This is a genomic window from Streptomyces sp. NPDC037242 (assembly GCF_055604165.1).
On record NZ_JBVJUY010000038.1, the window covers coordinates 1 to 12,116 of the forward strand.

At 70.9% G+C, this 12,116-nt stretch carries 11 protein-coding genes and 1 pseudogene; 5 read left to right on the plus strand and 7 right to left on the minus strand.

The window, feature by feature from the left end; all coding sequences use genetic code 11:
- From ACZ7GJ_RS32725 to ACZ7GJ_RS32735, 3 genes and pseudogenes are all read left to right on the plus strand, one after another.
- A pseudogene (locus ACZ7GJ_RS32725) lies at nt 1-309 on the plus strand (potassium-transporting ATPase subunit B); the annotation flags it as partial.
- Nucleotides 310-315: 6 nt separating this feature from the next.
- On the plus strand, nt 316-951 hold the full coding sequence (gene kdpC, locus ACZ7GJ_RS32730; protein ID WP_470756810.1) for a potassium-transporting ATPase subunit KdpC: 636 nt from the start codon (nt 316-318) through the stop codon (nt 949-951).
- Nucleotides 952-1,036: 85 nt separating this feature from the next.
- Entirely contained in the window at nt 1,037-3,304 is a 2,268-nt protein-coding gene (locus tag ACZ7GJ_RS32735) for an NACHT domain-containing protein (protein WP_470756943.1), read from the plus strand.
- Nucleotides 3,305-3,392: 88 nt separating this feature from the next.
- Here ACZ7GJ_RS32735 and ACZ7GJ_RS32740 read toward each other — a convergent pair whose 3' ends face one another.
- Complete coding sequence (locus ACZ7GJ_RS32740) at nt 3,393-3,599, minus strand: cold-shock protein (protein WP_470756812.1); 207 nt, start codon at nt 3,597-3,599, stop codon at nt 3,393-3,395.
- Between the two features lie 276 nt (nt 3,600-3,875).
- Between ACZ7GJ_RS32740 and ACZ7GJ_RS32745 the strand changes: the two genes are divergently transcribed.
- The gene (locus ACZ7GJ_RS32745; RefSeq protein WP_470756814.1) at nt 3,876-5,252 is read left to right on the plus strand and encodes an FAD-binding oxidoreductase; all 1,377 of its coding nucleotides are present in this window, start codon (nt 3,876-3,878) and stop codon (nt 5,250-5,252) included.
- Here the strand turns inward: ACZ7GJ_RS32745 and ACZ7GJ_RS32750 are convergent.
- Together ACZ7GJ_RS32750 and ACZ7GJ_RS32755 are read right to left on the minus strand one after the other, a co-directional pair.
- On the minus strand, nt 5,242-5,904 hold the full coding sequence (locus ACZ7GJ_RS32750; RefSeq protein ID WP_470756816.1) for a TetR/AcrR family transcriptional regulator: 663 nt from the start codon (nt 5,902-5,904) through the stop codon (nt 5,242-5,244). The genes ACZ7GJ_RS32745 and ACZ7GJ_RS32750 overlap by 11 nt on opposite strands.
- Nucleotides 5,905-5,933: 29 nt before the next feature.
- Nucleotides 5,934-6,872 carry an alpha/beta fold hydrolase gene (locus tag ACZ7GJ_RS32755; protein WP_470756818.1) on the minus strand — a complete coding sequence of 313 codons (939 nt, stop codon included), beginning with the start codon at nt 6,870-6,872 and terminating at the stop codon, nt 5,934-5,936.
- A gap of 131 nt (nt 6,873-7,003) precedes the next feature.
- Here ACZ7GJ_RS32755 and ACZ7GJ_RS32760 point away from each other — a divergent pair, with 131 nt between their 5' ends.
- Nucleotides 7,004-7,627, plus strand: a complete 624-nt coding sequence (locus ACZ7GJ_RS32760) for a TetR/AcrR family transcriptional regulator (protein WP_470756820.1) — start codon at nt 7,004-7,006, stop codon at nt 7,625-7,627.
- A gap of 62 nt (nt 7,628-7,689) precedes the next feature.
- Here the strand turns inward: ACZ7GJ_RS32760 and ACZ7GJ_RS32765 are convergent, their stop codons facing one another.
- From ACZ7GJ_RS32765 to ACZ7GJ_RS32780, 4 genes are all read right to left on the minus strand, one after another.
- Entirely contained in the window at nt 7,690-8,892 is a 1,203-nt protein-coding gene (locus ACZ7GJ_RS32765) for an NAD(P)/FAD-dependent oxidoreductase (RefSeq protein WP_470756822.1), read from the minus strand.
- 112 nt (nt 8,893-9,004) lie between these two features.
- The gene (sigJ, locus tag ACZ7GJ_RS32770; RefSeq protein ID WP_470756824.1) at nt 9,005-9,949 is read right to left on the minus strand and encodes an RNA polymerase sigma factor SigJ; all 945 of its coding nucleotides are present in this window, start codon (nt 9,947-9,949) and stop codon (nt 9,005-9,007) included.
- A 102-nt stretch (nt 9,950-10,051) separates the two neighbouring features.
- Nucleotides 10,052-10,924 (minus strand): peptidoglycan-binding protein, encoded by an 873-nt coding sequence (locus ACZ7GJ_RS32775; RefSeq protein WP_470756826.1) that lies wholly within the window; start codon nt 10,922-10,924, stop codon nt 10,052-10,054.
- A gap of 57 nt (nt 10,925-10,981) precedes the next feature.
- Nucleotides 10,982-11,920, minus strand: a complete 939-nt coding sequence (locus ACZ7GJ_RS32780) for a CAP domain-containing protein (protein ID WP_470756828.1) — start codon at nt 11,918-11,920, stop codon at nt 10,982-10,984.
- Nucleotides 11,921-12,116 lie beyond the last annotated feature (196 nt).

Consider the following 12,116-nt stretch of genomic DNA (forward strand, 5'->3'; position numbering starts at 1 on the left):
AACGACGTCGCCAAGTACTTCGCGATCATCCCGGCCATGTTCGCCGTGGTCTACCCGGGCCTCGACAAGCTCAACATCATGGGCCTGGCCTCACCGAACTCCGCGATCCTCTCCGCCGTCATCTTCAACGCGCTGATCATCATCGCCCTGGTCCCCCTCGCCCTCAAGGGCGTCCAGTACCGGCCCACCAGCGCCGACAAGATGCTCCGCCGCAACCTCGGCCTCTACGGACTCGGCGGCCTCATCGCCCCCTTCGTCGGCATCAAACTCATCGACCTCCTCATCTCCCTCATCCCCGGAATCGGCTGATCTGCGATGAACAACTCTGTGGGCAACACCGCGCGCCTGATCGGCGCGGGCCTCCGGGCCCTGCTCGTACTCACCGTGATCTGCGGGGTCGTCTACCCCCTCGCCGTCACCGGCATCGCCCAGGCGGCCTTCAACGACAAGGCCAACGGCTCCGAGATCAAGAACGCCCAGGGCCGGGTCGTCGGCTCCTCCCTCATCGGCCAGTCGTACGGGGACGACCTGCGCTGGTTCCAGGGCCGACCGGCCGCCGGGCTCGGCGAGAACACCATCAACACCCAGTACAAGCTGCTGACGTCCGGTGCCTCCAACAAGGCTGCGGACAGCCCCGAGCTCCTGAAGTCCGTACAGGAGGCGAAGGCGAAGGTCCTCGCCGACAACACCGTCCCCGGCTACACCCCGCAGGAGGCGCAGATCCCCGCAGACGCCGTCACCTCCTCCGGCTCCGGCCTCGACCCGAACATCTCCCCGCAGTACGCCGAGCTCCAGGTCCACCGGGTCGCCGAGCGCAACAAGCTCGACGTGCGCCAGGTCCAGAAGCTGGTGAAGGACAGCACCGAAGGCCGCACCCTCGGCTTCATGGGCGAGCCCCGCGTCAACGTCCTGAAGCTCAACACCGCCCTGGAGGCCCTGGCCGCGAAGTAGCGTTCACCCCCGCCGGCGCCGGCGGGGGTGAAGCAGCAGGAATACGCCACACAGTGACCGGGTCGTCACTACGCTTGAACGCGTGATGGACCACCTTGAATTCGAAGAGGAAGTCCGAACCGTCGCCCGCGCCCTGTGGGCCAGCGCCCGGGACGACGGCACGGTCAACCTCGATGGTGTCGAGCACGACGGCGTCTACTTCACCCACGACGTGGTCCACTGCGTCGAGGTGACCGTTTCGCGCCGCAAGGACAAGGCCGAGCACGACGGGAGGAAGCTGAGCAAGGCCATCTCCCGGTGGACGGGCAGCGACGGCCGCACCGCCCGCGGCTGGTTCGTGACGCTGGAGGACCCGTCCCCCGAGCAGACCAAGGCCCTTCAGGCCATCGACCGCCGCATCACCGCGATCTCCTTCAAACGGTTCAAGTCGCGCCTGTTCGATGCGTACTTGTACAACCAGCGGCGCCAGCAGATGCCCTTCGGCAGCGCCATGCACCCGGACGGCAGGAGCGAGAAGCTCGAACGGTACATCCCCGCGGAGTTCGAACCCATCGGGGAGCGGGCCGACCTCGCCCCCGCGCCCTCGTTCAACGAGCTCATCGAACGCATCGGGGCGGGCGGCCGGTTCTGCATCGTCGGTGACTACGGCATCGGCAAGAGCATGACGCTCCGCGAGATCTACCTGCGGATCTCCCAGGCCCACCGGGACGGAAAGACGCTCCGCCACCCGGTCCACCTCAACCTGCGCGACCTCTGGGGGCAGCGCAGCCCGCGCGTGGCCCTGACCCAGCACGCCGAAGACCTGGGCTACGGCCACCCGGACCAGATCATCGCCGCCTGGAGAGCCGGCTACGTCGACATCCTGCTGGACGGCTTCGACGAGATAGCCGCGCCCGGCTGGAGCAGCGACATCGTGGAACTGCGCCATTCCCGGCGCAAGGCCGTGGAGCTGGTGCGCAATTTCTACGACCAGACCCCCCAGCGGGCTTCGGTCGTCCTCGTGGGACGGCGGAGCTATTTCGACGGCCTGAGCGAGCTGAACAACGCCCTTTTCAACGACGAGCCGTGCACGCTGCTCGAACTGTCCGAATTCAACGACGAGCAGTTGGAGACGTACCTCAACGACAAACGGTGGTACGCGCTTCCCGACTGGATCCCCAAGCGTCCGCTGCTCATCGGATACCTGGCGTCCAAGAAACTCCTCGGCGGCCTCCTCGAACCCGCACGGGGCGTGAGTCCGGCCGAGGGCTGGGACTGGCTGCTCGACCAGATCAGCAAGCGCGAGGCGCGGATCGAGACGGGCCTGGACGGCCAGACCATCCGCCTGACGATCGAGCGCCTCGCGTCCGTGGCCAGGAAGAGCCCCAGCTGTCTGGGGCCGCTCACGTACTCGGAGATCACCGAGGGGTTCAGGTTCGTACGCGGCCGCGAGCCCAGCGACGACCAGCGGACCATCCTGCACCGGCTGCCCGGGCTCGGATCCGATCCGGACTTCGAGGAAGGCACCCGGAAGTTCATCGATGTGGACCTGGCCAGTGCGGCGCAGGCCAAGGACGTCTCGTCCTTCATCATGAACCCCTTCGCCGTGGACCTGCTCACGACCCGGTCGTGGAGCGGCTCCCTGCTCCAGTCGGGCGTGGAGGTCGCCGCCCTGCAATGCAGCGAGGCGGCCAACGAGGGGGCGATCTCCACGGCCCTGTCCTTCGCCCAGCGCCATGACCTGGACGTCCTGTCCGCCGACGTCGTGCGCATCGCGCTGGCCCGCGGGATCTCCGTCGTCGGCTCCTCGTTCAACGTGGACGAGGTGGTCATCCCGCAGATCGAGCTCTACGAGGACTTCGGAGAGCTTTCCGGGATCTCCTTCTCCCGCTGCGGCATCGAGACGCTCGTACTCGACGGGGAGATCGACGGCTCCCTCATGCCGCGGTTCCAGGACTGCTTCTTCGAGACGATCATCGGCCGGTTCGGGGAGGAGGACCTGCCGGCGAACGCCTTCTCCGGCTGTACGTTCGGCGAGTTCCTCGACTCGGCGGAGCGGAACGCGGACGTACTGCGCAGTTCGCTGCCCGAGGGGGTCCGCGTCATGATCACGATCCTGCGGAAGCTGTACCTCCAGCGGGGCAGCGGGAGGGCGGAGGGTGCGCTCGTACGCGGGATGGAACAGGCGAGCCGCGCACTCGTGCCCGCCTGCCTGGAGGCCATCAAGCGGGAGAACCTGGCGGCGCCGATCAAGCTCAACGGCCGGACCGTATGGCTGCCGTCCCGCTCGGACCAGAAGCGGGTGAACGCCTTCATCCAGGCGCCGCGCGGCAGCGGGGACCCGCTGTTCGGGATGGGCGCCCGGCTCTCGTAGTGGGGCGCCGTCCTTCGGCGGATACGGCTACATGCGGCGAGGGCCCGACCGGAGTGTTCCGGTCGGGCCCTCGCCGCTGAAGCGGCGGCTACTTCGCGGGGACGATGTTCTCGGCCGTCGGGCCCTTCTGGCCCTGCGCGACGTCGAAGTTCACCTTCTGGCCCTCCTGCAGCTCGCGGAAGCCCTGGGCGGCGATGTTCGAGTAGTGGGCGAACACGTCGGCGCCGCCACCGTCCTGCTCGATGAAGCCGAAACCCTTTTCGGAGTTGAACCACTTCACGGTTCCAGATGCCATGTCATATCTCCTTCGGGGATATACCCGCAAAAATTTGGGAACCGCAACGGGAACCACAACTGCAACTGGGAGCGACAGTAGCACGGCGCTGGTTAATCAAATGGGTGAATTTTCACCCGGGGCCGTTACGTCAGATAAACGCATCGCGTGCGGCGTCGATTTCCCATTCGGCCCGCACGGATATCGGCTCGGCAACGTTTCGAGTTGAGGCTTCACCCCATCGGCGTAACGTGGATAACGCAAGGGGGCGCGAGGAGTGCGCGAGGAGCGATGGCCATGGGCAAGCTCTCGATCGACCAGTTGCGCGAGCGGGTACGCGGCGGCGTCGTCACCCCCGACGACGGCGCCGATACCTACGACGAGGCCCGCAAGGTCTACAACGCCATGATCGACAGACGGCCGGCCGCGGTCGTGCACTGCGCCAACGCGGGCGATGTCATGGCCGCCGTCGACTTCGCCCGGGAGAACGGGCTCGACCTCGCGGTCCGCGGCGGCGGGCACAGCGTCCCCGGCTTCGGGACCTGCGACGGCGGCGTGGTGGCCGACCTGTCCGGCATGCGCGGCGTCCGTGTCGACCCCGCGCGGCGCACGGCGCGCGCAGAGGGCGGCGCGACCTGGGGCGACTTCAACGCCGCGACCCACGCCTTCGGTCTCGCGACGACCGGCGGGATCATCTCCACCACCGGTGTCGGCGGCCTCACGCTGGGCGGCGGCATCGGCTACCTCTGCCGCGGACTGGGCCTGAGCTGCGACAACCTGGTCTCGGCCGATGTGGTGACCGCGGACGGGCAGCTGGTCGTGGCGAGCGAGCAGGAGCACGAGGACCTCTTCTGGGCACTGCGCGGCGGCGGCGGGAACTTCGGCGCGGTGACCTCGTTCGAATTCCGGCTCAGTCCCGTGAAGGACATCTACGGCGGGCCGATCCTCTACGAACTGGACAGCGCCGGCACCGTCCTGCGCTCCTTCCGCGACTTCATCGCCGACGCCCCGGAGGAGCTCGGCGGCTTCCCGGCCTTCCAGATCGCCCCGCCGCTCCCGTTCATCCCGGAGGACCGGCACGGCGAGGCCTTCATCCTGATCGTGGCGTGCTGGGCAGGGCCGCCGGAGGAGGGGGAGCGGGCGCTCCGGCCGTTCCACGAGTTCGCCCCGGTGGTCGCCGAGCACGTCGGCCAGATGCCGTACCCCGCGCTCAACAGCGCCTTCGACGCGCTCGTACCGCCCGGTCTCCAGCACTACTGGAAGGCCAACTTCGTGACCGAGCTGAGCGACGCCGCGATCGAAGCGCACCTGGTGCACGGGCCGCGCGTACCCGCGGTGAACTCGACGGTCCACATCTACCCCGTGAACGGCGCCTGCCACCGCGTCGCACCGGAGTCGACGGCCTTCGCCTACCGCGACGCCTCCTTCGCCACCGTCATCGCCGGCATGTGGCCGGACCCCGCCGACAACGAGGCCAACACCGCCTGGGTCCGCGACTACTACGAGGCCACCGCCCCGCACTCGGAGGAGGGCGGCTACATCAACTTCATGGCCGGCGACGACCAGAGCCGGATCAGGGCCAACTACAAGGGGAACTACGACCGCCTGGTCGAGGTAAAGCGCGCGTACGACCCGGACAACCTCTTCCACCTGAACCAGAACATCAAGCCCTAGGGGGCGGGTCCGAGAGCGCCGTTACGAGCATCTGACGTGTGACCGCGGTCAGTTCTCCGAGGTCGGGAGGCGGGGCGGTCTCGTCCAGGGCGCCGGCGAGCCTGTCGTACAGCAGGCCGTCGGCCCAGGCGACGAGCAGTTCGGCCGCCCGGGCCGGACGGGGGGCGCCGAGCACCGCCAGCAGGTCGGCGGCCCTGGCCCGTGCGGCGAACCGGGCGGTGCGCAGGTCGGCGCGGAGTTCCGGGCGGCGCGTCGCCTCCAGGGTGAGTTCGAAGCGCGCGAGCTGGCGGTCGCGCGCCGCCGTAAGCCAGTGGTGGAGCAGCGCGGCCAGTGCGGCGGCGGCGGAATCCAGGTCCGGCCGGCCGTCACCCCGAGTGCCCGGGCGGCCGTGGGTCGCCTCCCACCGGTCGGCGTCGGCGACGGAGAGTTCGGCCAGGCGGAGGTAGCAGGCGCTGATCAGGGCGCTACGGGTGCGGAAGTAGTACGAGGTGCTCCCGGCGGGCAGGCCGGCGGCGGCGTCGACCGCGCGATGGGTGAGCCCGCGCAGCCCGGCGGCCGCGACGGTGGCGATGGCGGCGTCGGCGATCACCGCGCGGCGGTCCCGGGATTCGGGAACCGCGCCGGGGACGGGGCCGGGGGAGGGGGCGGACACCTCGTAACTCTACATCTGTATAGCCCGCCCTACGCGTCGGTCGTGGCGGGGTCCAGGGAGTCGACGTCCTCCATGAAGCCGAGCATCCGGGCGTTGACGACATCGGGGTGGTCTATCTGCGGCCCGTGGCCCGTCGAGGCGATGATCTCGGCGCGGGCCCCGGCCACGAGGCGCGGTACGCGCTCCAGCTGCCGCTTCGGGTGTACGAGCAGGCTGTGCTTGCCCATGATGACGTAGAGCGGGGTCCGGATGGACCGCAGCGCGTCCTCGGCGAGCGGCAGGGGTGCGGGGCGGCGGACGCGGTACGCGCGGGCGCCGAGCTGGATCCAGTCGCGCATCTCGGGGATGGCGAGGACCGGCTGGTCCAGCCAGGCGGCGAGACGCGGACGCAGCGCCTTGGGGGCGAAAGTGGCGAACAGGCTGATGAAGATCCAGACGAAGAAGCGCAGCCCGACCTTCTCCAGGCCGCCGGGGTCGAGGGCGGTGACCGAGGCCAGCCGCTCGGGCCGGCGGTGGGCCTGGTTGAGCACGAGCCAGCCGCCGTAGGAGGAGCCGACGAGGTGCACCCGGTCGAGGCCGAGGGCGTCGAGGGCCTCGTCCATCCACTGGGCGGCGCGCTCGGGCTGCCACATGGGTTCGCGGTGGACGCTGCGGTTCGCGTCGCCGGGGGTGTCGAGGGCGTAGACGGGGCGGTCGAGGCTGAGCCCGGGGGTGTTGGGGAACCACATGGCGGAGGAGTAGCCCGCGCCGTGGATCAGGACGATCGGAGTACGGGCCTCGGCGGCCGGGTCCGCGGGGCCGTACCGGTAGACGTGGGTGGTGCCGAAGCTGGTCTCGACGTCCGCCTCGGAACGTACGGGTGCCCCCATCGCGTGGAGCACGTCCGCGGCGGCGAAGTAGCGGTCGCGGAGTGCGTCGTTGACGTAGCGGCCGACGTCACGGCGCGCACGGGTCGTGGTCTCGGGCACGGGGCACCTCCGGGGGAAGATCCGGTCTTTGTGATACGACCGTACCATGATGTTGGTACGGCGGTACCATGAAAAGGGTCCGGGGGAGTCCGGGCCGCGAACCCACCACCGACGGGCGGAGACACCGGCACATGCCGAAGCGCGTGGACCACGAGGAACGGCGCACCCAGATCGCCGAAGCGCTCATCCGGGTCGCCGGACGGCGCGGGCTGCACGCCGTCGGCATGCGTGACGTGGCCGCCGAGGCCGGCGTGTCGTTGCGGCTGGTGCAGTACTACTTCGAGACCAAGGAGAAGCTCCTCTTCTACGGGATCCAGCACCTGACCGGCCGCTTCACCGCCCGGGTCGGCGCCCGACTGGCCGCCGCGGGTCCTGATCCGGGTCCGCGCGCGACCATCGAGGCGCTGCTGCTGGCCTCCCTCCCGACCGACGAGGAGAGCCGCACCTTCCACCTCGTCTACACCTCCTACTCGATCCTGTCCGTGACCGACGGGGCGCTGGCCGCCCAGCCGTTCATCGCCGACCCCGACGCCGCAGAGAACGCCGTGGCCGGCCTCATCGAGCAGGCGCGGGCGGCAGGCCTGGCGGGTCCCGGGATCGATTCCCGTACGGAGGCGATCAGCCTGCTCGCGATGGCGGCGACCCTGGGCACCAGCATCCTCGTGGGCCAGCGCGATCCGGAGTCGGCCATCGCGGTACTCCACCACCACCTGGACCGGATCTTCGCGCCGGCGCAGGCGGCGGGGCGGCCCTGATCGGCGGTCACGTGGCGCAGCGCACCACCCGCCCCCGCGGCGGCCGTTGTGCCCCGGCGGGGTCAGGCCGCGGCCCGGGCCCGTGCGCGGCTCGGGGTCTCCTGGCGTACGACGCGGCGGCGCCGGGACGGAACGCCCGTGGTCGGGTGGGCGACGCCCCAGGCCGCGCCCTTGCAGATCAGCTCCTTGTAGAGGGCGGCCACGCGGCCCGTCAGGGCGCTGTCGCCCGCCTGGTCGTCGGCGCTGACGAACTGGATCAGGCCCTCCTTGCGGCCGAGCGAGATGCACTGCTGGAAGTAGCGGATGGGGACGTGGGGGACCTTGGTGCCGGCGAGCCGGGCGGCGATGGCGTCGGCGGCCTGCCAGGCCATGGGGACGCCCGAGGCGCAGGACATGCGCAGCGGCTTGCCGCCCGGGCCGATCGCCATGGCTGCGTCGCCCACGGCGTAGACGTCCGGGTGGGAGAGCGAGCGCATCGTGCTGTCGACCGCGATCCGGCCGCGGTCGGCGAGCTCCAGGGTGGTGCCCTCGGCGATCGGGTGGACGGCGAATCCGGTGGTCCAGACGGTGGCCTCGGCGGGGATGGTCCGGCCGTCGGCGGTCGTGATGCGGTCCGCTTCCACGGCGTCGACCGCGGTGTGTTCGTGGACCGTGATGCCGAGCCCGTCCACCACCTTCCGCAGGTGGGTGCGGCCCTTCGCCGAGAGCCAGTCGCCGAGGGCGCCGCGGGCGGCCAGGGCGACGTCGAGGTCCGGGCGGGCCTCGGCGATCTCGGTCGCGGCCTCCAGGCCGGTCAGGCCGCCGCCGACCACGACCACGGGCGCCCCGGCGTCCAGGGCGGCCAGGCGCTCGCGCAGGCGCAGGGCGCCGGGGCGGCTGGAGACCTCGTGGGCGTGCTCCGCGGTACCGGGGACGCCCCCGTCGTTCCAGCCGCTGCCGAGGGCGTAGACCAGGGTGTCGTAGGCCAGTTCCTCCTGCCCGGGGCCGTTCGCGGCGGTGACCGTCACCGTCTTGCGGTCCACGTCCACGGCGGCGACCTTCGCGAGCTTCAGCTCCACGCCCGTGCCCGCGAACATCTCGCCGAACGGCCGGGGCGCCAGGTCCTGGCCGGTCGCGAGCTGGTGGAGCCGGACGCGCTCCACGAAGTCGGGCTCGGGGTTGACCAGGGTGATGCTGACGTCCTCGGGGCGCAGCCGCTTGGCGAGACGGCCGGCGGCGAGGGCACCGGTGTATCCGGCTCCGAGGACGACGATGCGGTGCTCCATGTCCGTGCTCCTGTCTGGGCGGGGTCGCCGTGGTCCGGCGGGGTTTCGCACCTTGAACCGGGCAGCCCCGCGTTTCCTGACAGGATTCGAATGTGACCTGCGTCACGGCATGTCAGAGGGTGTGGAGCGGGCCCTCCCCGTGGTCCGCGGCGGCCCACCGCTCGGTCGCGCGGACGAGCTTGTCGGGGTTGACCTGGGTGCGGATCGCGACGATGCCCTCCGGGGTGACCTCCAGGCAGATGACGCCGACGACCTGGCCGTCCACGACCGCGAGGATGGCGGGCCCGCCGTTGGCGGTCGTGGCGTAGATGTCCGGTGCGCCACCGACATGGGCCCGCTTGGCCTCGGCGGGCTTGAACATGCCGCGCATGAAGGTGGCGACCGCGACCGCGCCCTCGAACGCCTTCGCGCGGGCCGGGACCTTGCCGCCGCCGTCGCCGACCGCGACGGCGTCCTGGGTGAGCAGGCGTACGAGGGGCTCGGTACGGCCGCTGGTGGCCGCGGCCAGGAACTCCTCGACGATGCGCTGGGCGGCGGCCTCGTCGATCTCGGTGCGGGCCTTGCCGTCGGCGACGTGCTTCTTGGCGCGGTGGTAGACCTGCTGGCTGGCGGCCTCGGTGATGTCCAGGATCTCGGCGATCTCCCGGTGCGGGTAGTCGAAGGCCTCCCGCAGTACGTACACCGCCCGCTCGCCCGGCGACAGGCGCTCCAGCAGGACGAGGACGGCGTACGACACCGACTCGCGCTGCTCGGCGGTGTCGGCCGGGCCGAGCATCGGGTCCCCGGTGAGCAGCGGCTCGGGGAGCCAGCGCCCCACGTACGTCTCGCGCCGGGCGCGGGCCGAAGTCAGCTGGTTGAGGCAGAGGTTGGTGAGGACCTTCGTGAGCCAGGCCTCGGGCACCTCGATCCGCCCGACGTCGGCCGCCTGCCAGCGCAGGAACGTTTCCTGCACGGCGTCCTCCGCCTCGCTCGACGAGCCGAGCAGGCGGTAGCCGATGGCCTCCAGCCGGGGCCTGGCGGCCTCGAACCGGTCCACGTCACTCATGATCAGCGCCATGCCCGCGATCCTAGGCGCCCGCGGGGTGGCACGGACAGGTCCGGAGCACGACGAAGGCCCAGGTCGTTGACCTGGGCCTTCGTTCATGAGCGGCGGTGGTGGTCAGCCGCGGGGGACGTTCAGGGCCGCCCACTGCCGGGGGCCCGGGATGCCGTCCGCGTCGGAGCCGCTGTCGCCGAGCTTGTGCTGCCAGTTGCGGAACGATTCGCGGTCCGCGTCGGTCCACTGCGGGCCGGGGCCCTCGGCGTAGGCGGAGCAGCCCTCGGCGACCAGGCGTTCTCCCATGCGGGTGACGACGGAGCTGTCCTGGCCCGGGTGGAAGAACTCGGCGCCGGGGAAGGGCTCGTAGCCGCTGTCACCGCCGCCGTCCCCGCTGTCCTCGCCGGCCGTGTCGTGCGAGGACGGGGGCGCGGTCGTGCCGGCGGCCAGGTCGGACTCCGAGGCCTCCTCGCCGAAGTACACCGCGCCGGGGCGCCCCTCCCACTCGGGGTCGGCCAGCACGACGCCCTCGGGGAAGTCGGGGATGCCGTAGCCGTAGATGCGGTTCGACTTGCGGTCACGGGTCTTGAGGTAGACGCCGTCGCCCTCCGCGCTCCCGCCGTCGTTGGTGTTGCCCTCGATGGTGGTGATCGTGGAGCCGGTGTAGGCGATGCAGATGCCGGTGTGGCTGCCGCCTCCGGAGCCGAAGAACACCTGGCCCCCGATCACGGGGTACTCGGTGAACCGGTCGCGCTTCGCGAACCAGGACACGCCCTCGGCGCAGGACGCGGAGACCGGGAAGAGGGATTCGCTGCCCGACTCCTGGGCGCACCAGGCCACGAACGTGGCGCACCACGCCTGGCCCTGGGACCACTCCAGGTCGGGCACGGCGGGTGAGTACTTCTGGACGTTGTTCCAGTCGCCGCCGTCGTTGCCTTCCTGGTATCCGATCTCGCCGCGGGCGGCGCGGATCAGGTCTGCTGCGGTTCCTGTCATGACGGAGTTCTCCTGCTTGCTTGCATGAACGTGCGGTGAGGTGGTGGGGGTCGGACGTCAGCTGGCGAGGATCTGGGACCAGAAGGTCGTTCCGTCGCCGCTGTTCGTGCGGCCCACGCCCAGGTGGGTGGCGCTCGGCTGGAGCATGTTGTCCCGGTGGCTGGGCTCGTCGATCCACGCCTGGACGATGCGCTCGGGGGTCGGCCAGTAGTCGTTCCCGCCGACCCGGGCCCCGCCCGCGTTCTCCCACATGTTGCCCGCGCCCCGGTAGCCGCCCGCGGCGGCCTGGCTGAACCACTGGCCCACCGTGAAGTGGCCCTGCGTGTTGCGCCGGGCCTGCTCGGCGGCGCTGGACAGGGCCACGGCGTTCAGCGCCGGGTGCAGGGTGAGGGTGCTGCGGCCGTTGCGCTGCCGGTACTCGTTGGTGAGCTGGAGGACGCGCTGCTCGGCCCCGCCGCCCTGCTGGGGCTGGGGCTGCGGCTGCGGCTGCTGCTGTCCGCCGCCCGGGTTGCCGCCGCCCAAGCCGCGGGCGGGCACCAGCCGCCACAGCTGGCCGCGGTTGTTGTCGTCGCGCCTGGACAGCGTGAGCGCGCTGCCCTCCTGCTGGGACGCCGTCAGGAAGACGTCGCCCTCGTTGGTGCGGACGCTCTTGATCCGCAGCCAGTCGTTGTCCACGACTTCCAGGCACCAGCGCTGGTTGGGCTGGCCGTGCTCGTTGTACAGCCAGGTCTGACCGGTGGAGTAGTTGTAGTCCATGGCCATCGCCTGGCCGGGGCCGTGCGTGTTGTGCGTCATCTGGGTCTCCAGGAGCCAGGTGCCGTTCTCCTTGGCCCAGAAGACCCAGCCCTGAGCCCGGGTGCCGTTGTCGTGGTACGACTGGATGCGGGTCCCGCGCCCGCTGTTGCTGCCCTGGAGGTCAGCGACGATCTTTCCCCCCGGCCCGTCGAGCGGGGTCTGCAGCGTCCAAACCTGGCCGTTCTGCGGAAGCGTAGGCATGTGAATCGTTCCTCTCGTCTGTCCTGGCTGACGGGAACGACGGTCATGGACCGCGGTAGACAGGCGGTCAACGCGCGTAGCGGGGGGGGGGGGGGGGGGGGGGGGGGGGGAGGGAGGAGGGGGGGGGGGGGGGGAGACCGGGGGGGGGGGGGGGGCGGGGCGGGCTTCGGCTGCCCCCCGTCCGTCCCCCCAGCCC